This is a genomic window from Candidatus Aminicenantes bacterium, assembly GCA_026393855.1.
GTDB lineage: Bacteria > Acidobacteriota > Aminicenantia > Aminicenantales > UBA4085 > UBA4085.
The window spans coordinates 1-22524 of the sequence record JAPKZJ010000065.1 but is presented as its reverse complement, the minus strand read 5'-3'; the positions used below and the strand labels follow the sequence as shown (position 1 = coordinate 22524).

Below are 22524 nucleotides of genomic sequence, written 5' to 3'. Positions count from 1 at the left end.
ACTACGTTCCATGCCGAGCATCATAGGCAGATTCCGAAACGGCGTCAAGTGCCGGGCGAGAATAGCGGCCCCAAACGGAGGTTGCGGCTCAAACCGGGAGCGAATATTGCTTCTGCCGGAAAAGCGTCAGGCAGGCGTCCACCGCGGCGGCGTCGAAGAGCAGTCCCTTCTTGGCCTCGATCTCCGCCAATGCGGCCTCGATGCCCAGGGCGGGACGGTAGGGCCGATGGGTCGAAATCGCCTCCACGGCATCGGCCACGGCGAGAATCCTGGATTCCGGGAGGAGGCTTTCGCCGCGCAGGCCTCCCGGATACCCCGAGCCGTCCATCCGTTCGTGGTGCTCCAGTATCATGCGGGCAATGGGCCAGGGGAAATCGATGCCCTTGAGGATGTCGGCTCCCGCCTGGGCGTGCGTTTTGATCAGCTCAAACTCCAGAGCCGTCAATTTCGAGGGCTTGCTCAAGATTTCCGTAGGGATGCGGATCTTGCCGATGTCGTGGATCATGGCCGCCATATGGAGACCCTCGATGCAGTCGGCCGAAAGCCCCCTTTCCGCGCCGAGGGCCAAGGCCAAGTCGGCCACCCGCCGTTGATGGCCCGCCGTGTAGGGGTCCCTCATTTCGGCGACAGCCGCAATGGATTGGACGGTGGACTTCAAGGCCAAGCGGAGCTTTTCGAATCCCCGCAACCGCTCATCCTCCCGCGACTCCATCTCTTTTAACCGAATGGCAGCGAGCTGACTCCGGTGCTCGGCCGTGAGATTCCGGATCCGGGCGTCGAGCTCGCGGATCTGAACAGGCTTCCCAATAAAGGCATCGGCGCCGTGCTCATACCCTTTGAGCTTGGCCTCCAGCCCCGGCTTGGCCGTGATCAGAATGACGGGAATCTGCCGAGTGGCCGAAGTGCCCTTGACCTTCCGCAGAAGCTCATAGCCATCCAGCCGCGGCATCATCAGGTCGGAAACGATCACATCCGGTAAATCTCTTTCGGCCGCTTCCCAAGCCTCGACTCCGTCCGCCACGGCGACGACATCATGTCCGGACCGGATCAGCATAGTCCGGAGAAAGGCCCGCAGATCCGCATTGTCCTCGGCCAAGAGCACCCGATCGACCGGCGGCGGCGCGTCATCGCCGGAGAGAAGCTCGGCATCGAGCGGTGGCGCGATTTGTTCCATCCAAGCCAGATCGCCGATGGAGACCGGGGCCCCTTCGTCCCGGCAGCGGGCCGAAGGCGGCCGTCCTCCGGCCGGGACGGCCCGGGTAGGGGCGCGGCCGGACGGCGCCGACCGGCGTTCGCGGACGGCCTCGGGCGCCAGATCCGCCAGGTTCGCGGGCAGCTCGATCTCAAACCGCGTGCCGCGCCCGAGCTCGCTGGTCACCGAGATCGTGCCCCGCATCAGCTCGACATACTCTTTGACGAGGGTCAAGCCGATCCCCGTGCCCTCGTAGCGGCGGGTGCTGGATCCGTCGACTTGATGGAAGCGCTCGAAGATGGAAGCCAGATGTTCGGGCGCGATGCCGATCCCCGTGTCCTCCACGGCCAGCCGGATCCGCAGGCCCTCCGCCCGCAGAGTCACAAGGATGGATCCATGGTCCGTGAATTTCAGGGCGTTGCGCACCAAGTTCGTCACAACCCGCTCGAATTTGCCGGCGTCGATATCGACCGCCGGGACGTCTCCGCCGGGCCGGAAATCCAGCCGGATCCCCTTGCGTTCGGCGATCGGCCGGAAGATGTCGACGGTCTCCCGCAAGGTTGCGCCCAAGTCCTCCCGGGTCAGTCGAAGCGGCATCTTCCCGGCCTCGATTTTGGAGAAATCGAGCATTTGATTGATCATATCGAGAAGCTTCAGGGAGTTGCGGTACACCGTCTCGATCAGGGCCTGCTGGTCCGCGGCCAAGTCTCCGGCGTCGCCTTGATAGAGGCTTGCGATCGGCCCCAGGATCGAAGTCAGGGGGGTTCGGACTTCGTGGCTGACGTTGGCAAAAAACTGCGACTTCAAGGCGTCCAGCTGCTTCAATTCCTCATTGGCCTTGGCCAGGCTTCGCCTCCCGCGCAGGGCCTCCAGCCGGGTCCGGTTCTTGATCAGGGTCCAGAGAACGGCCAAAGCCATGGTGATCAGGAGAAAATAGTTGTTGGAGACGATCGCGGCCGTTTGAGAAGCGTCGAACGATCCGGAAAGCAGGGGAAGCATGAAAAAGGCATAGACGACCGCGCAGGCCAGCAGGGCGCGCCGGGCGTCCAGGATCATGACGAAGATCACCACCAGAATCGTCAGGTTGATGCCGGCATAATAGACGCTCGTCGGCCCCCCGGTCAGCCAGCACATGGCCACGATATTGAGGCAGCTGGCGATCATCAGAAACATGCCGGCGTCGGCGGGATGGGAGCGGACCCACTTGGATTTGGCGAGGGCATAAAGGACGGCGCAGACGACGACTTCGATCAGCCGCAGGGCCCAGAAGACGGGATAAAGCCGGGGAAAGACGATGACGTCGAGCGTTCCGAAGAGCGGGAAGAGGAACATCCCGATCAGACAGGTCAGGGAGAGCATCTCCCGGCTGAGGGACCTGGTCTCCCGCTCAAACTGCTCCTTGAGGCCGGGATCCGCGACCGGTTCACCCAGAAACAGCTTGAGCATTTTAAGAGCCACGGCGAGATTTCTCCGGACAATCGAGAGGACCGGTCAGGAACGGACTTTAGGCAGGAGGCGAACGCCGCTCGCATCGGAAGGCATTTCCGCCCACCGGTTGATGCTGCAAGCATACGACCGAGAGCGGGGGGAGTCAATGGCCGCCGGAGCTTGCGGGTGCTCCCCCGGCCTGCGGGCGCAGCAAGATGAACACGAACACGCCCGCGACGAGAGACAGCAGGAACGAGAGCACGGTTCCTCGGATCAAGCCGAACACCGGATACAGGAGGCGCACGCCGATCCCGTAGATGCCGATGGTGATCATGCCGGTGAGCAGCATCGGCCGGACGATGGCCCGGGCGAAATCCAGCCCGTGCTCGCGGAAGCCGATGACCAGGGTGGAGACGAAGACGGCCGGAAAGCCGGCGAAGACGCCGCCGAAGACCGGTCCCCCGATCCGGCTTAGAAGCACGGCCACGACGATGATCAGGCCGCCGAAGACGGCCCGGGCCGCCACCTGAAGCGGCGAATGCCGGCCGCCGCCGTGTTGGGCCTTAGGCAGGCGGAGCACCGATCCGGTGAGCCCGATTGACGCAGCCAGAACAACGGCATAGACCGCCAGCGACCAGCCGAAGCGATTCGGCTTGAGGATGAGGATGAGCGCCGAAAGCACGACCCACAGCACGAGGGCGGCCGAGAATCCGGCGGCGAAGCTGCCGCGGGAGAGAACGGCGAAGGCGAGCAAGAAAAGCCCGGTGACGGCGAAGGCCATCGGGAAGACGGTCGTCGCCTGGGCGGCCGCCTCCGTCCCCTGGCCGAGGCCGATGAAGAAGAAGGTCACGACCACGGTGGACGGCAGGCCGCTCAAAAAGCCGCCGATCCGGCTGCCCAGCCGGTCGGCCGCCAGCGTCGCGGCGGCGATCCAGCCGCCGCCGACGAGAAACGACAGGAGCAGCCGCCAGAGAAACGCGGAGTCGATCATGGGGCGCAATTTACCATGACCGACCCGGCCCTGTCGACCGCCGCGAAGCCGCCGTTTGACAAGCCCGGCGCAGCTGACCGACAATGGGCTCCCGATCGGCCCCGGTCGGACGATCCGATCGCGGCGGCGACGCCGCAATCCCGCCTCCCTTTTTAAGGCATCTTCGTCAGATCGCGGATGATATAAACCTCGTAATCGCCGATCGTCTCGAATCCCGCCTTGCGATACAGATTAACGGCCGGGCCATTGGACTTGTGGACTTCGAGCTTAACCTGGATTCCTTCCGCCCGGACATGACGGAGCGAGGCTTCCAGAAGGATCTTCGCCAACCCTCGCCCCCGCCACTCGGCCGCGACGGCGAAATGATGGAGATGGATGCGCCGGCCGTCGCAAGTCATCCATGACGTGCCCGCCAGCCGGCCCGATTCGCCGTCTTCGAGCACGAACAGGCGCGCCCCCTCGTGGCGCAGGGTCCGGTCGACAACTTCGGCCGAATCGCCGCGCTTAGGCGTTGCCATCCCGGCTTCCCGCCAGACCGCCTCCACCTGGGGAAAGTCCCCGGGCCCGTAGTCGCGGACCCGAAAACGGACTCGATCTTCCGGCGTCGGCTTGGTCATATCCTCTCGCTTCCCGCGGGCCGGCTGACCCCATGGCCCCGCGAAATCCGCCGCTTAGCGGCGCACGCCGCCGCCCGTCCCTCCGGTCGCCGCCGCGGCCGCCTTAGCCCCGGACTGCTCCTTCTCGCGATTGAGCTCCCACATATCGACCGACTGGGAGAAGTCGCCGAGCAACCACTTGCAGAAGTAATCGGCCCGGATCCAGGACCAGTAATCCCCCATATCCCCATAGCCGTGGCGCTGGCCAGGGAAAAGGAAAAAGTCGAACCGCTTGTTGGCCCGGACCAGGGCGTTGGCCAGCCGGAAAGTATTGCCGGGGTGGACGTTGTTGTCGATGTCCCCCGTCGTCAACAGCAGGTGGCCCTTGAGGTTTTTGGCCAGCTCGGAGTTCTTCTCGATGGCATATTCGAACTTGACGACGCCCTTGTCGTCCGTCACTTCCTTGACGCCGTGGTGCTTCTCGCTCCACCAGCGGTTGTAGATGTTGTTCTCGTGGTTGCCCGAGGAGGATACGCCGACTTTGAAGAAGTCGGGATAGACAAGCAGCGCCGCCGCCGTCATGAATCCGCCGCCGCTATGGCCGAAGATGCCGACCCGGTCGCCGTCGACGAAGGAGTGCTTCTGGGCCAGCAGCTCGACGCAGCGCTTCTTGTCGGCCAGGCCATAGTCGCGCAGGTTGCCGTAGCCGAAGTTGTGGTACCACTTGGAGCGCTGGGGATTGCCGCCCCGGTTTCCGATCTCGACCACGATGAACCCGAACTGGGCCAATTGCATGCTGGCGCTCCGCGGGACGAAGGTCTTGGAGACGCTCTCCGTCTGGGGGCCCGGATAGACGTAGAGGATGATGGGATACTTTTTCTGGGGGTCGAAATCGAACGGCTTGTACATGACCCCGTACAAATCGGTGACGCCGTCGTCAGCCTTAACGCTGAAAGACTCGGGATATTTGAATCCGGCCGCAACGAGGGCCGAGACATCCGTCGACTCGAGGGGCAGGATCAGATTGCCCAGCGCATCGCGAAGCTCCGACTTGGGCGCCTGGTCGACCCGGCTAAAATTGTCCACAAACCAGCGGCCGGCCTCGTTCATCGCACCGGCATGATTGGCGTCGCCCGGGTTGAGCAGCTTGAGCCCGCTGCCGTCCAAGCCGACCCGGTAAAGATGCGCAAAGTAAGGGTCCTCGCCCGGCTCGCGGCCCCAGGCGTTGAAATACAGGACGCGGCCCTTCTCGTCCAGGCGCTGGATGCCGGCGCAGACGAACTCGCCCGAGGTGATCGGCCCCTTGAGCTTGCCCGCCCCGTCGTACAAATAATAGTGGCCCCAGCCGTCCCGTTCGGACCACCAGACGATCTCCTTGCCGCCGTCGACCAGCTTAGGCGGCTGGACGTCGACATAGGTGTTGAGGACTTCCTCGAACAGAACTTTGACTTCGCCCTTCTCGACGTCGACGGTGCTGACGTCGTAGCGGTGCAGATTGCGGCTCTGGCGGCCCAGGTAGAGCAGGTCGGAGCGGTCGCCCAGCCAGGTGGCCGGCGGCGGGTAGTCCTTCTCAAGGTCGGACGCTTTCCGCTCCGCCGCGTAGACATCGATCGTCTGGTCCTTGTACTTGTCCGTCTTGACCTTGATCTTGCCTTTGGAGGCGAGGTCGAAGATCCACAGCTCGAACTGCGGCTGGGCTTCCTCGCCGGGCATGGCGTATTTGTAGGTTTCCAGGGTCGGCCGCGGATTGGACAGAGAGTTGATAACCCACAGGGCACCGACCTTGCGCGAATCGTCGCGCTCGATCGAGAACTTTTTGGAGTCCTTGGACCAGATCACCCCGGCCGCCGGGACCCGGTAGTCCTTGCGGTCCTTTTCGTCCTTCTGGTAGGTCTTCTTCTCCTCGTCGGTGAGGTCACGAGTGTAGCTGTAGTATTCCTCGCCGTCAGTCGTCAATTGGACTTCCTTGACGTCCTTATCATCGGCCTTCTTCCAGGCCTTTTTAAAGCTCTCGGCATCCATCATGTAGAGATTGAAACCGCGGCCGAAAATGATCGTCTTCTCGTCGGGCGAAACCGAGGCCCAGCGCGGCCGGGTCTCGGGGGCCTTGTAATCCTCCAGGAGAGTCAGCTTGCCGGAGGCCAGTTCGTATTCGAAGTACAGGGCCTTGGTCTTGCTCTCGGGCTCCTTGAGCTTGTCCGCGTCCTTCTTATCCTGATCCTTCTTATCCTGATCCTTTTTGTCCTGATCCTTCTTCTGGGTGTCCTGGAGCTTTTCCTTCTCCTTCTCCTTATCCTCGAACTCCTTGCCTACGTCGACGACCTTTTTCAAGACGTCGCCGACCCGGACATCGGCGTCTTTGGGATACTCGATATCGAACCGGATCGTCGTGTCCTTCTTGATGAACTTGATCGTCCGGATCGGCAGGTGTTGGGCCTCATAGGGGAAGAGGGTGATCTTGGTCAGCAGGGCCGCCATCTTGGCGTTGTCGAAGAGCGGCCTGCGTGACTTAAGGGCCGGATCGACGATGAACCACTTCCGGCCCTGGCTCGTCTCATAGGCGTACCAGAACCGGTCGCCCGATTCGAGCCAGCGGGGCTGGACCTGGCCGTCGAAGACGAGCTTGCCGACCTTGGCCGCCGTCCAGCGCGAGGCCAGCTCGTAATTGGCTTTCTGGGCCGCCGGGGCTTGGGCACCGACGAGAGTCAGGCAGCCCAGGACGAGAATAAGAGCGAGGGCGATTGCCGCCGGTAAACGCTTCATGAGGCCTCCAGGAAGTTAAGGGAATGAGTTGTCGGCCGTCCGGAGACGGCCGGAGGGGCGAAAGAGGGCAGGGCGGGAATGGGACGTAGGCCGAGATAAAGAGCCATGAAAACAGACTTTTATATCAGCCCGGCAAAAAAATCAATCAGGCTGAGCTTCAGAAATACAGCATGAGGTACAGCTTCTGCTCGCTGTTGCTCTTTTTGATATCGGGCAAATGCAGGTAATAGCCTTCCTTGTAATAATACAGAAACTCAAATCCCAAGTTGATGTTGTCGACCAGCTTGATGGCCAGCCTGGGCTTGAAGACCATAATGTTGTTGTGCCCGGCCGGGCCGACGAAATTATAAAGCCGGTAAAAATAGAAGATCGCCGTCAGCTGGCCGAACGTCGTGAGGTTCAGGGTGCTCTCGATCTTGGCCTCGGCTCCGCCCGCATAATTGTAGTTGCGGACATGTTCCCCGGCTTCCATCAAATCGATATAGGGCGAATCGCTGGCCCCGAGGGGAATGAGCCCGAGATGGAAGGCGGCTTGGAGATTCGATTCCTCGGACAGCCGCCACTTGGCAATCAGCCCCCCGCCGAAAGCCAAGGTGCTGATCTGAAAGATCTTGCTGTCCCAGTAGTTATAGTGCTGGAAGACCCCCATCAGCAAATCCATGCTCCCCGAGTGAACGGTTTTGCCGAAGAGCAGGCCGTAACCGATGAAATTGTCCAGATATCGCTTGCCCATGTTTTTCCCGTAGCTGAGGTCCGTCCGGATCTTGAAGAAATCAAATGGCTTCCGGGGCCGGATTTCAAATGGATCGCCATAATCCAAATGGATGTTTAAGTTGGCGCTCAGGCTGCCGGTGCCGAAGCGGCTGCCTTGATTGAACCAATGCGCTCCCGCGCTCGCGGAAATGTTTATCGGCTCTTTCTGATAGATCTCCTTCGTCGTGACCCGGGTCAACTTACCCTGCAGGAGCCGGCTGAACGCTCGCCCCGGGCTAAGAAGCAGGGCCCCGAATTCCCTGAAGAACCGCTCCACCCCGGTCGCCCGGTCGTCCAGGAGCGATGAGCTCAACCGATAAAAAATTTCCCCGAATAAGGAACCGCTGAGCGTCGTGTTGATCAGATCGTTGTAAGCCGGCCGGCCCGTTTCTCCGAAGTACTCCCACATCAGACTGCCCATCAAGGCGAAGGGGACGGAGCTGAAATACCCGTACCCGTTGGACCGGGCGGAATTGAAAAAAGCGCCGCCGGAATAGGGATGGAAGAAAAAATTCGTGTTGAAAGGGTCGATATCCCACTGCCAACCCTTCAGGAAATTGTTTTTCCAGCTCGTCAACCCGACCCGGGCCCAGGGATAGCCCATGATGAACCGATCCATCGCCCAGGTCAGGACATTCGAGGAAAACACCCGGAAGGCAACCCCCCCGGGCAACGATTTTTTGATGAACGCCGGGTCGTCATCCCGGAGCCGGACGTCGGGTTCGACGAAGGGCTGTTGTTGCAAAGAGAACGGGAGGAGGCCGAAGCCCCCTCCCTCATTGCTGTCGAAGCCGGCTTGGTAGGATGAGAGATGGAAAGTCGGAGGAATGCCGCGCCCGGGCAGCCGTCCCGCATAGACGGCGGAACCGCCGCCCAGGAGAGCTATGAAGCCAGCCAAGGCCGGCAGCGCCTTAATCCAATTCAAGCCCGTCGGGCGGCCGGTCTCTCCTCGGCTCATATCCTCACCGATCTTCCGATCCCCGCGGGCTGTTAATCGATCCTTTTCTTTTTATCCGGCGGGGCGGCCTTCCTGTCCGGCGGAGCGGACTTGGCCTGAACGGCGTTCCTGCCCTGAGCGACCTTCTTGACCTGCTCGGTGTCGTTCTTGTGCCGGACCGTGATCTGCTCGGTCTCGACCACGTGGTTCTTCTTCAAATCGGTGATCTTGACCTCGTATTCTTTCGTCACCTTGGCTCTGGCCGAGGCGTTGTTGACCCGCTTGGCCTCCTGGTCGCGCTTCAGCTGCAGGCTTTGAATCTCCTGCGCCTGGGTCGCCTCTAAGATCCTCTTTTCATCGGCCTGGCGTTTCTGAACGGCCGCGGCCTCGGTCGAGGCGGTCTGCCGGCCGCGAGGGTCGAAGACTTTGGCCGGGGCCAGCTCTTGCCGGGCCTGGTTCGTGTTCAAAAATACTTTTGGTTTAGCGGCCTTATTGGCCCGGATGGTCGGACGGTAGATCTGGACAGCTTGGCCGGCGACCCTCATGCGTCCGGGCTGCTGGACGTCCTGCAGGCTGTAAGTGGGGACGGCCCGCCCGGTGATGCGACGGACCTCATCGAGCCCGAAGCCCTCGTTTACGATCCGGTCGTTGCGCGTGTACAGGTTGTTGCGGAGAGTCGTGTAATTGACGATCGTCTGGTTGCGTTCATACGGCAGCAGATAGCCGTTGAGGTTCGAATCCTGGAAATGCGATCCTTGGATAAAGACCCAGAAATTGAGGGGGATGCGGATGGCAAGAGAGACGGATCTCATGCCCACCCGGAATTCGAAGCCGGGCGGGAGAGGCGCCCAGCCCATGTATTGATCGTTGGATCTCCAGGTCACCCAGGCCGGCCCCCAGACCGTGTCGGGCACCCAGAACCAGCCGATCTCCTCATCCCAACCCCAGCGTCCGTAATGGAAAGGGATATCCCCCCATTCCTCGTCGGCGAGCCAAGTCCAGCCGTAATCGGACCAGACCCAACGGCCGTAGCTGTAGGGCCGCCAACGATAGCCCATGTGCCGGGGAATCCAAACATAGCCGTACGGGTTGAGATCGATCCAATCTCCGTAGGCGGACAGGCGATCATAGAAATAGGAATTGTCTTCATACCGGCCGTATTCTTGCGGACGGTTGGAATACTGCGCCCCACCGGGGGCGATGGCGCTTCCCCCGTTCGGAAGAGGGCCGCCGGCCGGCGAGACGAGATAGGCGGCGGAACTCGCCGCCATGACGAGAACCGCGGAAATGATCCAAAAAGATTTTTTCATAGTTGTTCTCCTCCTAGCAACGCTAAATGCAATATGCGTGCCATATCGCTTGCGGCCTTTCTTTTTCGCGGCCATGATCCGGGACCGGCAATGCTCCCCGGAAATCGCAGTCCATCAGGGCAAAACGGGCTCGGGACCGGTGTCTTCTCTGGCCTCGGCCGGAGACTCCAGATTCCACTTTTAATAGAAATCATCCTGCCGGACAGGATAAGCGTCCGGATTGAATCCCGCACCTTGCGCCGATTCGACCGGGGAATATATGGGGATAAGGGTATTCGGCTTTCCGTTTCGGGGGCCCGGACTTGGCATGAAAATCGCTTTAGGAGGAATGGATTCTTCCGAATCCCTGGCTCCTGTCCGCTTGCGGAAAGGCGCCTGAGCTCGAAAGCCGGAATAAGGAGTCGTCGCATGACCGCCAGGCCCTCCGACGGAAGACAACATCGAGCCATCCTGCAGAGCTTGGCCCGGCGGGCGATGATCGAGCGGGGCTTGCTCCCCGACTTCTCTCCCGAAGCGCTCGCCGAGCTTGGCCGGATTCAGCCCCTCCCGCCGGCAGCGGACAATGACGCCCGCGACCTCACGGCCCTCCTGTGGGCCTCCATCGACAATGACGACTCCCGCGACCTGGATCAGCTGACCGTCGGCGAAGCCCTGCCGGGCGATGAAGTCAGGGTCCTTGTCGCCGTCGCCGATGTGGACAGCCTGGTCAAAAACGGCTCCCCCATCGACGAGCACGCCCGTCACAATACGACCTCGGTTTACACCGCGGCCCTGATATTCCCCATGCTGCCGGAGAAGCTGTCCAACGATCTCACCTCCCTGAACCCCGATGCCGATCGCCTCGCCCTGGTCGTCGACATGGTCATCGGCCCGGACGGATCCGTGGGGGACTCGCAGGTCTATCGAGCCCGCGTCCGCAACCGGGCCAAGCTGGCCTACCGCCGCCTGGCCGCCTGGCTGGAAGGGACGGCCCCCGCGCCGGATGCCGTGGACGCCGTCGCCGGGCTGGCCGAGAATCTTCGCCTCCAGGACCGGGCCGCGCGGCGGCTAAGAAATCTGCGGCACGTCCACGGGGCGCTCAGCCTGGAAACCATTAAGGCAAAACCGGTCTTTGAAGGCGACCAGCTTCGGACTCTCGAAATCGACGCTAAGAATCGGGCCACGGACCTGATCGAGGACTTCATGATCGCGGCCAACGGTGTCACCGCCCGTTTTCTGGCCTCCAAGCAATTTCCGTCCATCCGGCGCGTCGTTCGCGAGCCGAAGCGTTGGGACCGGATCGTCAAGATCGCCGGCGCCGCCCGATTTCGGCTGCCGGCCGGCCCCGATCCAAAGGCCCTGGATGAGTTTCTCCTTCGGGAAAAAGCCGCCGATCCGCTCCGATTCCCCGACCTCTCCCTGGCGGTGATCAAGCTCTTGGGCGCGGGCGAATACACGGCCGAGCGGCCCGGCGGCGCGTCGGCGGGGCACTTCGGGCTCGCAGTCCAGGACTATACCCATTCGACCGCCCCGAATCGCCGCTATCCCGACTTGATCACGCAGCGGCTGCTGAAAGCCGCCCTGCGGGGCGGCGCCTGGCCCTATCGCTTCGAGGAGCTGGAGGACTTGGCCCGCCGCTGCACTGAGCAGGAGGATGCGGCCGACAAAGTCGAGCGGCAGATCGACAAATCCGCCGCCGCGCTCCTGCTCGCCCCGAGGCTTCACGAACGATTCGAAGCCCTGGTTACGGGAGCCTCCGAAAAAGGCACCTGGGTCCGGCTTCTTCCCCTCCCGGCCGAAGGCAAGCTCATTCAGGGGTTCAGCGGACTGGATGTCGGCGACCGGATTCGGGTCGAACTGATCGCGATCGATGTCGAGCGCGGCTTCATTGATTTCAAGGCCGTCGGTCCGGCCGGACGGTAAACGGGGCGGCCCCGCCCCCCGATCCGCCGGGCCGCGGCCGGATGACCGAAGAAAGGAAAGCCCGATGTTCAATTGCATCCTCCTCCCGCTGGACCGTTCGCCTCTGGCCGAGTGCGTGCTGCCCCACGCCGTCGCCATCGCCCGCGCCTTCGACGGCCGGGTCATGCTTCTGCATGTCTTGGAGAGGCCCCGCGAAGAGCGCCAGCGGCGGGCCATGGACCCGCTCACCTGGCAGGTCCGCCAGGCCGAGGCCAAAACCTATCTGCACGGCCTGGACTTGCGCCTGCAAGCCGCCGGCCTGCAGCCGGAAACCCATCTTCTCGAAGGGTCCGCGGCCGAACAAGTCGTCGGCTTTTCGGACAGCCGCGCGGCCAAGCTGATCATTTTGAGCAGCCACGGCCAGAGCGGCTTGAGCGACTGGGGCATGAGCAGCGGTGGGCAGAAGATCACCCTTCGGGCGCGGACATCGGTGATGATCGTTCGGGCGGCCCAGGAGCCGGTGGGAGAGGTGACCGGTTTGCGCTATCAGCGCCTTCTCGTGCCCTTGGACGGCACCCAACGCGCCGAGTCCATCCTGCCGGCGGCCGCCGCCCTGGCCCAGGCACACGGCGCACACATCCTTTTGGCCCACATCGTCCAAAAGCCCTCTCTTCCCCGAAGGACGCTGCCGAGCCGTGAGGACGTCGAGCTGGTCGAACGGCTCATCGAGCGCAATCGGGTCGAAGCAACCCTCTACCTCGATCAGCTGCGGTCGCGGCTGGCCGGGGAGGTTGCCACACGCGTCCTGGTCAGCGATCACCTCTCGGCGACGCTGCATGAACTGGTCGAACAGGAAGGCGCGGACCTGGTCCTGCTCAGCGCGCATGGCCGGTCCCGGGAAACGCGGGGCCTCTACGGCGACGTCATCAGCCATCTCATCGCCTACGGCACGACTCCGTTGATCATCCTCCAGGATCGTTCGTCCATCCCGGGCGAAGCAGCGGCCGGCGATTCCGGAAAGCCCTAGCCGATGGCTCCGACCGCCTTTCCCCTGCCCCGCTTTCTGCTAGCCCAAGAGGCCCTTTTTCGCCAAGCGACGCGGCAGATGCAATCCCGGACCCAAACCTTATCGCGTTCCGAAGCCGCGGAGTGGCTGCCGGATAATTTTTATCTGATCCAGCAAACCTGCCGCCAAATCCGGGAGGATATGCCGGCCCGCTTCTATCGCCAGCTGCCGCTCCGTTCGGCCGGGCCGCTGCGGGGCTACCCGCGGGTCTATGCGCTGGCCCAAAAATTGATCGTGCGGCAGAAGGCCCGGCTGGACTTGGCGTCCATGACCCGCTTCGTGCGTCTCTATCAGGATCTCGCGGGCCTGGCCATGGGCGAATTGTGGGCCCTGCCGGTGATGCTCCGCCTCGGGCTGGTCGAGTTTTTGGCCCAACGGATCTGTCTCCTCACCGGCCTCCCCCGCGACGCCTCGCTGCCGACGCTGGTCTTGCCTCCGGCGGAGCCCGGCGAAGAAACGGTCTCCGACTGCATCACCAGTCTGCGCCGGCTGGCAACCCTCGACTGGCGAAGCTTCTTTGAGAGCCTCAGCCGCGTCGAACGCGTTCTGCGCGGCGATCCGGCGCAGGTCTATGCCCGGATGGATCGGGAGACGCGGGACCGCTATCGCAAGGTCGTGGAGGAGCTGGCCCGCGCCACCGGCCGGGACGAACCGGAAGTGGCCCGGCAGGCGATCGACCTGGCCCGGACTCCGGCCCCGCCGGCGACCCCGCGCACCGCGCATGTCGGCTATTATCTGATCGACCAAGGTCGGGCTAAGCTCGAATCTCGGCTGGGCTATCGCGGGACTTGGCGGACCCGCCTCCGCCGCCGGATTTTGGATCATCCGACACCCATCTATCTCGGCGGCATCGGATCGATGGCTCTCGTCGCCGGACTCGGCGCTATCCTATATGCCAGCCCGGACGGCCTCCATTTCTGGCCTAGCCTGGCCGTCGGACTTCTCGGGCTCATCCCGGCGCTGACCGTCTCGGTCGGCCTGATGAACTGGATCATCTCCCTGGCCCTGCCGCCGCGCGTCCTGCCCAAAATGGACTTCGAGGACGACATTCCCGCGGGATCCAAAACCTTGGTGGTGATCCCCTCCCTGCTCTCCAGCTCGGCCGAAGTGAAGTCCCTGCTCAAACAGATCGAGCTGCACTATTTGCGCAGCCAGGGCCCGCACTTGTATTTCGCGCTGCTCACCGATCTGCCCGACGCCCCGCTCCCCCCCCCGGCCGGCCGGGAGCCGTTGGCGGCCCAAGCCAGCGACGGCATCACCGCGCTCAACCGGAAGTATCCCCGGGAGTCGTCGCCGCCGTTCTACCTCTTTCATCGCGACTCGCGTTGGAATCCCCAGGAAGAGCGTTGGATGGGCTGGGAGCGCAAGCGCGGCAAGCTGCATCAGCTCAACCGCCTGCTTCGCGGCGGAGCCGATACGGCCTTCAGCCTGAAGACGGGCGACCTGGCCGTCCTGCCCGGGATCAAGTACGTGATCACCCTGGACGCCGATACGCTGATGCCGCGGGAAGCCGCGCATCGATTGGTCGCCGCGCTCGCGCATCCGCTCAATCGGGCCGAATTCGCCCCCGGCGGCAACGTCGTCAGCGCCGGCTATACGCTGCTCCAGCCCGGGATCGAGATCACCTCCACCAGCGTCGACCGCTCGCGCTTCACCCGGATCTTCGCCGGCGACGTCGGCTTCGATCTCTACTCCCGGGCCGCCTCCAACGCCTATCAAGACCTTTTCGGCGAAGGGAGCTACGTCGGCAAGGGCATCTACGAGGTCGACGCCTTCGAACGCAGCCTGGCGGGGCGAATGCCGGAAAACGCCCTGCTCAGCCACGACTTGATCGAGGGCCTCCACGGGCGGGTCGGGCTGGTTACCGACGTCGTCTTATACGAAGACTACCCGCCGCACTACTTCGTCTATCTGCGCCGCTCGCGCCGCTGGATTCGCGGCGACTGGCAGCTTCTGCCTTGGCTCTTGCCTCGGGTGCCCTCGGTCGGTCGGGGCACCATCCCGAACGACCTCTCGCTCATCGGACGCTGGAAGATCCTGGACAATCTGCGCCGCAGCCTCCTGGCCCCGGCCCTGTTGGCGCTGTTTCTGGCCGGCTGGCTGGGACTGCCCGGCTCGCCGCTGGGTTGGACCCTGGCCGGAGGGTTGGCGCTGGCCGTCCCCGTGTTCACGGATTTCCTGCTCGGCTCGATGCGCGCCCTGCGCGGCAGCCCTTGGCCCCGGGTCTTCCGGGCCTTGCGCGTCGGCCTGATGCGCTGGGTCCTGGCCCTGGCCTTCATCCTTTACGAAACCCTGCTTACGCTCGGCGGGGTCGCGACCACTCTCGTCCGCATGTTCGTCACGCGCAAGCACCTTCTGCAATGGACCAGCTATGCGGATATGGCCCGCGCCACCTCGGGCGGCGTGACCGTCTCGCAAGTCCTGACGGCGATCGTCTCCACCGCCGCCGCGGCCGGCGCCATTCTCGGGATCCATCCCGCCGCCCTGGCCCCGGCCTCGCCCGTTTTGCTGGCCTGGCTCCTGTCGCCGCTGATCGCCTGGTTCATCGGCCGCCCGATCGATCACGCTCCCGCCCCGTTGTCGGCCGGCGACACGGCGCGGCTCCGCGCCTTGGCCCGACAGACCTGGTCCTTCTTCGAGCAGTTCGTCGGCCCCGAGGACCATTGGCTGCCTCCGGATCACTTCCAGGAAGCGCCGCTCGGTCGGCTCGCCCACTCGACCTCTCCCACGAACGTGGGGATGCTCCTGCTGTCGACGCTGACCGCCTATGACTTGGGCTACATCGGCTTGAGCGACCTGTCCGCCCGCTTGCAGGCGGCCTTCGACAGCCTGGACCGGCTCGAAAAATACCGCGGCCATTTCCTGAACTGGTACGAGACCCGCACGCTCGAGCCGCTGCCGCCCCGTTATGTGTCCACGGTCGACAGCGGCAACCTGATCGCCTGTCTCCGGACCCTGAAACAGGGCTGTCAAACCCTGCGGCGGCAACCGATCGGCCGGACTCGCAACTGGGACGGGCTGCTCGACACCTTGAGCCTTTTCGACGGGCCCGCCGGGGAAATGACGGAGGAGGCCGGGGCGCCGCTTCGGTCGAAGCTGGCCGGATTCAAGCTCCACATCCGGACCGCACCGAATGATGCCGCGAGCCGCGCGGCGTTGTTGCATCGGTTGTTCGGCGACGGCTGGAACGGGATCAATCAAACCTTGCTGACGCTCATCGCCGCCGACCCGGGATCCTTGAGCGCCGCGACCCTGAACAGGCTCAGTCTAGCGGCTGATCGCACCCATAGCCATTTGTTCAGCCTCCAGCGCGAGGCCGACCAGTTGACGCCTTGGCGGACGGCGATGAGCCGCCCGCCCGCGGCGTGCGCGCGCCCCGATGCGCCGGCCGCGATCCGCGAAGCCTGGCAGGCCTTGGCCGCCGCGTGGCCGCCGGCGCCCGCGCTGGAGGAGATCGAGCCCGCTTGCGCTGCGGGGTTGGCGAACCTGGAGCGCCTGCGCAGCCGGATCGGCAGGGATCCCGAAGCCCTCGCATGGTGCGAGAATCTGGCCCGGAATCTGCCGTCGGCCGGGTCGGCTGCCGCAGCCTTGATCCGCAGCTTCGAAGACTTGGACGAGCGGGCCGGACGGCACATCCGGGACATGGATTTCCGCTTTTTGTTCGACCCCCAGCGGCAATTGTTTCACATCGGCTACAATGTGCCGGCCGAAAAGCTGGACAACAACTATTACGACCTGTTGGCCTCCGAAGCCCGCATCGCCAGTATCGTCACCATTGCCCGAAATGAAGTCCCCCCGAGTCACTGGCTTCACCTGGGCCGGCCCCTGACCCGGATCGGCGGCGCGCGGGCGTTGTTATCCTGGGGGGGCACGATGTTCGAATACCTGATGCCCGCCCTGCTCATCCGCCATTACGAAGGGACTTTCCTGCAACGCAGCTGCCTGGCCGCCGTCGACGGACAGATCGAATACGGCCGCCGCCGGAAAGTCCCCTGGGGCGTCTCCGAATCCGGATACTACGCCTTCGACGCGGATCTGAACTATCAATATCGCACCTTCGGCGTGCCGGGCCTGGGGTTTAAACGGAACCTGGCCGAGGATCTGGTCGTCGCCCCCTACGCCTCCCTGCTCGCGCTGTCATGGCGTCCGCGGAAGGTTATGGAGAACATCGCCCGCCTGGACAAGATGCGGATGCGGGGCGCATACGGATTCTACGAGGCCGTCGATTTTTCGGCCGCCCGACTTCCCTTGGGGGAAACCCGGGCCGTCGTCCGATCCTACATGGCGCACCACCAGGGAATGATCCTGGTGGCCCTTGTCAATCATCTCCACGACAACGTCATGGTCCGGCGCTTTCACGCCGATCCGGTCGTTCGCAGCGTCGAGTTGTTCCTGCAGGAGAGGGTGCCCCGCGACGCGCCCCTGGAGGCCGTGCAGTCCGAAGATCAGCGCGCCGTGCGGCTGGATCCCGTGCGCCGGCAGGTCGAAGCCGCGCCCTGGAGCGTATCCGCCCATTCGCCCGCGCCCCAAGTCCATTGTCTGTCGAACGGGCGCTACGGCGTGTTGATCACCAGCGCCGGCGGCGGTTTTAGCCGTTGGCAGGGCCTGGACCTGACCCGCTGGCGCTCCGACACGACGCGGGAGGACTCCGGCTCCTGGATCTATCTGCGGGACCTGGAGAGCGGCGAGGTCTGGTCGGCCGCCGATCAGCCCACGGCCGTCCCGCCGGAGAGTCAGGCCGTGCAGTTCTTCCCCCATCGGGCGGAGTTTCGCCGCTCCGATCGCGGCCTCGGCTTGACCATGGAGATCGTCGTCGCACCGGACGACGATGTCGAGATCCGCCGCCTGTCCCTCACCAATCACGGCGATCGCGTACGGCACATCGCCTTAACGAGCTACGGCGAAGTCATCCTGGCCCCGCAAGCCGCGGACGCCCGGCATCCGGCCTTCAACAATCTGTTCATCGAGAGCGAATACCGGCCGGACGGGAACATGCTTCTCTTTCGGCGGCGGCCGCGCGCGGCGGATGAAGAACCCGTCTTCCTGGCCCATGCGGCGACGGTCTCGCCGGGGCACCCGGTCACCGGCGCCTACGAGACCGATCGGGCCCGCTTCCTGGGGCGGGGCCGGACCCTGCGCGCGCCGGCGGCCTTAGGCCTTCGGGACGATCTGTCCGGCACGGCGGGCGCGACCCTGGATCCCATCATGGCCCTCAGCCAGATCCTTCACCTGCCGCCTCACGCCTCGGCCCAAGTGAGCTTTCTGACGATCGCCGCGCGTTCCCGCGACGCGGCCTTGGGGTTGGCCGAGCGCTATCAGGACGCCCGAACGATCGAGCGGGCCTTCGAGCAATCGCGGGGGCGGGCCGAAGCGGAGCTGCGGCGGCTCGATCTGACCGCACCGGACCTGGAGCTGATCCAGCAGCTCTTGTCGGCCCTCCTGTATCCGCGGGCCGCTTGGCGCGCCGGCGCCGCCGCCCTGGCCGCCAATCGCCAAGCCCTCTCGGGCTTGTGGCCTTTCAGCGTCTCCGGGGATTATCCCATCCTCCTCGTTAAGATGAACGCGACGGAAGACCTGGGCTTGGTTCGCCTGGCGCTCCAGGCCCACGCTTTCTGGCGCCGGCAAGGCTTCCTCGTCGACCTCGTCATTCTCAACCAACAGGGCATGACTTACGGCCAGGAATTGCGCGGACAGCTTCAGCGGCTTCTGGTCCGTCACGAGGGCGAAGACGGCTTCGGCCGGCGAGGCGGCGTCTTCCCTCTGTATGCCGATCAGCTTCGCGACGAGGATCGGATCCTGCTGGAAACGGCGGCCGGAGTCGTCCTGGACGCCGGGCAGGGCTCGCTGGCCCAGCAATTGCAAGCCCTGAACAAGCCGTCGACCGAGCTGCCCGCCTTCGTCCCCATCCCTGGACCCGCTTCTCTGGAACCCACGCCCCCGCTGGCGCGCCCCGCCGATCTCGTCTTCGACAACGGCTGGGGCGGATTCAGTCCGGATGGGCGCGAATACGTCATCTTCCTCGAACCGGAGCGCTGGACGCCGGCCCCATGGATCAATGTCATCGCCAATCCCGATTTCGGCTTTACGGTTTCCGAAGCCGGTTCCGGCTTCACCTGGTTCGGCAACAGCAGCGAAAACCGGCTGACGCCCTGGTCGAACGACCCGGTTGCGGATCCCCCGGGTGAGGCGATCTTTCTGCGCGACGAGGAAACGGCCGAGGTCTGGTCGCCCACCCCGCTGCCGTGCCGCGCGGCGGCGCCGTATCTCGTCCGCCACGGCGCCGGCTATTCAATTTTCGAACACCACAGCCATGGACTGGCCCAACGGCTGCGGCTGTTCGCGGATGCCGCGGAACCGGTCAAGATCGTGCATCTGCGCCTGACCAATCTGTGGGCCCGCCCGCGGCGCCTCACGGCGACGTTTTACGCGGAGTGGGTGCTGGGTTCGACGCGCGAGGCCGGGCAGGCCTTCATCGTCTCCACCTACGACAGCGAGCATCAGGCCCTTCTGGCCCGCAATCGGGCCAACCCCGAATTCGGCGAGCGGGTGGCCTTCGTCGCGGCCAGCCGGCCGCTCCACGGACTGACCGCGGATCGCACCGAGTTCCTGGGGCGCAAGGGGGATCTGCGGCCGCCCGCGGCCCTGCGCCGCATCGGCCTGGCCAGCGTCGTCGAGCCCGGGCTCGATCCCTGCGCCGCCCTCCAGCTTCATATCGATCTGCCGCCAGGCGAATCGCAGGAAGTCTTTTTCCTGCTCGGGCAAGGCAAGGATCGGGCCGACGCCCTGCGGCTCATCGAACGCTTTCAAAGCGAGGACCGGATCGCCGAGGCCTGGCGGCAGGGACAGGCCCTCTGGGAGGAGCGGCTCGATGCGGTGCAAGTGAAGACCCCGGATCCGGCCATGGATCTCCTGCTCAACCGCTGGCTCATCTATCAGACGCTGGCCTGCCGGGTCTGGGCGCGCTCGGCGTTCTATCAATCGTCCGGCGCATTCGGGTTCCGGGATCAGTTGCAGGACGTCATGGCCCTGGTCCACACCGCACCTGGCCTGGAGCGGGAACAGATCCTGCGCGCCGCACAGCATCAGTTCGAGGCCGGCGACGTGCTCCATTGGTGGCATCCGCCTTCGGGACGGGGCGTCCGCACCCGCTTCTCGGATGATCTGTTGTGGCTGCCGTACGTCGTCGCCCACTATGTGGCCTCGACCGGCGATGCGGCCGTCCTGGAGGAGCGCATCCCCTTCCGCCAAGGCGCGCCCCTGGAGCCGGGCGAGACGGAGCGATACGGGCAGTACGCCCCCGGCGTCGAGCCATTCACCCTCTACGAGCATTGCCGGCGAGCCCTGGAGAAGGCCGTCCCAACCGGGACCCATGGCCTGCCGTTGATGGGCGGCGGCGATTGGAATGACGGCATGAATCGGGTCGGCATCGAGGGACGCGGGGAGAGCGTCTGGTTGGGCTGGTTCCTGATCGCGACCCTGACCCGCTTCGCCGGACTCTGCGACCTGCGCGGCGAAAGCGGGCCGGCGGCGGCGTACCGCCGGAGGGCCGAGGAGCTGGGCCGCGCTCTGGAGGCGAACGCCTGGGACGGCGCATGGTACCGGCGCGCCTATTACGACGACGGCACACCTTTGGGATCGGCGGCGAACGAGGATTGCCAGATCGACGCGATGGCCCAATCATGGGCCGTTCTCTCGGGCGCGGGCGACCCGGAGCGCGCGACCCGGGCGATGGCTTCGGTCACCGAACGGCTCGTCCGCCCGGACGATCAGCTCCTGCTCCTCTTGGCGCCGCCCTTCGACCGGACCCCTCGCGATCCGGGCTATATCAAGGGCTATCCGCCCGGCATTCGGGAGAACGGGGCTCAATACACGCACGCGGCGCTATGGGTAGTCTGGGCCTTTGCCGAGCTCGGCCAAGGCGATCGCGCGGCGGCGCTGTTCCGGATGCTCAACCCGATCTCCCACAGCGATACGCCGGACAAGGCGGCGCGGTACGCGGTGGAACCCTATGTCGTCGCGGCCGACGTGTACAGCGCGCCGTCGCGCGTCGGACGGGGCGGCTGGACATGGTACACCGGCTCGAGCAGCTTGATGTATCGCTTGGGGTTGGAGGCGATCCTGGGCCTCCGACGAGCCGGGCGGACGCTGGCGATCGAACCCTGCATCCCGAAAGCATGGGCCCGCTATCAGATCACCTATCGGGTCGGCCCGACGACTTTTCAGATTGAGGTGGAAAATCCCGAGGGCGTCAATCGCGGCGTCCGGCAGATCGAACTGGACGGGGAGATCTGCGCCGGCGCTTCGATTCTTTTGCCGCAGGACGGCAACCGGCACCGTATCCAGGTGAAGCTGGGCGGCGCGGGCCGTTAGGCCCGCACCGCGCGGCATCAGTGCGGGGTCCGAACGATCTTCTGGAGAACTTGGCCGAGATCGACGAAATCGTCCTGGTGCCGGCTCATAAAGCGCGGCAATAAATGATGGGCGAGCTCGATGGTTTCCCGCTTCCGATCGGGAATGACAAGGACGACGAAGACCTCGGACAAAAGGTCTCCGAGCCCCTGCATCCGGCGCAGCTCATCCAGGTTCGTCGCCGAAATGACGGCGATCGAATCCGGATCGACGGGCTTGCGAAGCCTCTCCCGAAAGCTTTCCAAGCCGGTGAAGCACTCGATGGCCTGGGCAGGGATCGCCTCCCGGATGGCGGTGGCAAGCCTCGCCTCGCTTGGATGATCTCCTTGGGCGTAATAGAATGTTTGCATGGGACTCAATGGCTTCTTCGTCAAATGCCCGCCGGGCCGGGATCTGACTCCTAACTTCAGCGCAAAAGGTACAGCGACAACCCCACGCTGACATAGCTGCGGGACCGGTCGTTGAGGGCGATGCCGACCTCGGCCAGAAGATCGAGGTCGGCGCTGAGGCGGTACTCGATCCCCGGCACGATATGGGCCAGGGTGTAGTTGAAATCGCTGTTCTTGAGGGAATCAAAGGCGAACTTGAGCCCTCCGTAGATCTCCAGATTCTCCACAGGCCTGGTGCTGGCCATTAGGGTCGTGTCGAGGCCGGAGCTGTCCCCCGCCCCCGACACATCCGTCATATGCCCGCCCAGCGCCGCCGATACGTTGAAGTTCCGGCCATGGACGAACCAGTATTCAATGTCGGCTCCGAAGTACCGGAGGCCTTTGAAAAAAGCGGCTTTGGCCTCGATATCGAGGCTTGTCGTAAGCCCATACCCGAACCGCCCGGCCATGCCCCAGAGGGAGTCCTGGCCGTTTTTGCCGAGCAGCATGGTCGGGAACAAGGCCAGCTTAAGGTTGCCCTGGTTGATGGTCTCCGCCGAGTTCATCAACACGTCCTGGGCCGAAGCCAAGGGCGCAGCAATGGCGATCAGAATCGACGCGGCTAGAATCAAGACGATTTTTTTCATCATAGAATACTCCTGCTCTCGTGTCGTGAGAGCCAAACCTTGTTCTGTCAGTGGCTGTAAGATCAAGAAACATGCCAAACTCGCGGCTGGGGAGGATTATCTCGTTCTAGGGGGAAACAAGCGCCCGGAGCGGCCTTGGCTCTGAAGCGGCCGCGGTCCATGCCTTTTTAACAGGACTAATTC

At 64.1% G+C, this 22524-nt stretch carries 11 protein-coding genes; 3 read left to right on the top strand and 8 right to left on the bottom strand.

The window, feature by feature from the left end; genetic code table 11:
• Positions 1-88 precede the first annotated feature (88 nt).
• The 6 genes from NTZ26_06810 to NTZ26_06785 form a co-directional block, all read right to left on the bottom strand.
• The gene (locus tag NTZ26_06810; GenBank protein ID MCX6560211.1) at positions 89-2650 is read right to left on the bottom strand and encodes an ATP-binding protein; all 2562 of its coding nucleotides are present in this window, start codon (positions 2648-2650) and stop codon (positions 89-91) included.
• A 133-nt stretch (positions 2651-2783) separates the two neighbouring features.
• A complete protein-coding gene (locus tag NTZ26_06805; GenBank protein ID MCX6560210.1) occupies positions 2784-3611 on the bottom strand; it encodes a DUF3147 family protein in 828 nt (275 codons plus the stop codon).
• Between the two features lie 152 nt (positions 3612-3763).
• Entirely contained in the window at positions 3764-4228 is a 465-nt protein-coding gene (locus NTZ26_06800; GenBank protein ID MCX6560209.1) for a GNAT family N-acetyltransferase, read from the bottom strand.
• A gap of 54 nt (positions 4229-4282) precedes the next feature.
• Complete coding sequence (locus NTZ26_06795; GenBank protein MCX6560208.1) at positions 4283-6970, bottom strand: DPP IV N-terminal domain-containing protein; 2688 nt, start codon at positions 6968-6970, stop codon at positions 4283-4285.
• A gap of 157 nt (positions 6971-7127) precedes the next feature.
• Entirely contained in the window at positions 7128-8681 is a 1554-nt protein-coding gene (locus tag NTZ26_06790) for a DUF3943 domain-containing protein (GenBank protein MCX6560207.1), read from the bottom strand.
• 32 nt (positions 8682-8713) lie between these two features.
• Positions 8714-9970 carry a hypothetical protein gene (locus NTZ26_06785; GenBank protein MCX6560206.1) on the bottom strand — a complete coding sequence of 419 codons (1257 nt, stop codon included), beginning with the start codon at positions 9968-9970 and terminating at the stop codon, positions 8714-8716.
• 408 nt (positions 9971-10378) lie between these two features.
• On the opposite strand from NTZ26_06785, the gene NTZ26_06780 reads away from it, so the two are divergent.
• The 3 genes from NTZ26_06780 to NTZ26_06770 all read left to right on the top strand — a co-directional run bounded on the left by NTZ26_06780 (position 10379) and on the right by NTZ26_06770 (position 21287).
• Positions 10379-11872 (top strand): RNB domain-containing ribonuclease, encoded by a 1494-nt coding sequence (locus tag NTZ26_06780; protein ID MCX6560205.1) that lies wholly within the window; start codon positions 10379-10381, stop codon positions 11870-11872.
• A gap of 64 nt (positions 11873-11936) precedes the next feature.
• Positions 11937-12878 (top strand): universal stress protein, encoded by a 942-nt coding sequence (locus NTZ26_06775; protein ID MCX6560204.1) that lies wholly within the window; start codon positions 11937-11939, stop codon positions 12876-12878.
• A gap of 3 nt (positions 12879-12881) precedes the next feature.
• Positions 12882-21287 carry a hypothetical protein gene (locus NTZ26_06770; GenBank protein MCX6560203.1) on the top strand — a complete coding sequence of 2802 codons (8406 nt, stop codon included), beginning with the start codon at positions 12882-12884 and terminating at the stop codon, positions 21285-21287.
• A 17-nt stretch (positions 21288-21304) separates the two neighbouring features.
• Here NTZ26_06770 and NTZ26_06765 read toward each other — a convergent pair whose 3' ends face one another.
• Both NTZ26_06765 and NTZ26_06760 read right to left on the bottom strand, forming a co-directional pair.
• Positions 21305-21676, bottom strand: a complete 372-nt coding sequence (locus NTZ26_06765) for a hypothetical protein (GenBank protein MCX6560202.1) — start codon at positions 21674-21676, stop codon at positions 21305-21307.
• Between the two features lie 56 nt (positions 21677-21732).
• The gene (locus NTZ26_06760; protein ID MCX6560201.1) at positions 21733-22344 is read right to left on the bottom strand and encodes a hypothetical protein; all 612 of its coding nucleotides are present in this window, start codon (positions 22342-22344) and stop codon (positions 21733-21735) included.
• Between the last annotated feature and the right edge of the window lie 180 nt (positions 22345-22524).

Coding starts and splice junctions, on each gene's coding strand:
- NTZ26_06805 (MCX6560210.1), bottom strand. CDS start 3,611: ATGATCGACTCCGCGTTTCTCTGGCGGCTGCTCCTGTCGTTTCTCGTC.
- NTZ26_06800 (MCX6560209.1), bottom strand. CDS start 4,228: ATGACCAAGCCGACGCCGGAAGATCGAGTCCGTTTTCGGGTCCGCGAC.
- NTZ26_06795 (MCX6560208.1), bottom strand. CDS start 6,970: ATGAAGCGTTTACCGGCGGCAATCGCCCTCGCTCTTATTCTCGTCCTG.
- NTZ26_06790 (MCX6560207.1), bottom strand. CDS start 8,681: ATGAGCCGAGGAGAGACCGGCCGCCCGACGGGCTTGAATTGGATTAAG.
- NTZ26_06785 (MCX6560206.1), bottom strand. CDS start 9,970: ATGAAAAAATCTTTTTGGATCATTTCCGCGGTTCTCGTCATGGCGGCG.
- NTZ26_06780 (MCX6560205.1), top strand. CDS start 10,379: ATGACCGCCAGGCCCTCCGACGGAAGACAACATCGAGCCATCCTGCAG.
- NTZ26_06775 (MCX6560204.1), top strand. CDS start 11,937: ATGTTCAATTGCATCCTCCTCCCGCTGGACCGTTCGCCTCTGGCCGAG.
- NTZ26_06770 (MCX6560203.1), top strand. CDS start 12,882: ATGGCTCCGACCGCCTTTCCCCTGCCCCGCTTTCTGCTAGCCCAAGAG.
- NTZ26_06765 (MCX6560202.1), bottom strand. CDS start 21,676: ATGCAAACATTCTATTACGCCCAAGGAGATCATCCAAGCGAGGCGAGG.
- NTZ26_06760 (MCX6560201.1), bottom strand. CDS start 22,344: ATGATGAAAAAAATCGTCTTGATTCTAGCCGCGTCGATTCTGATCGCC.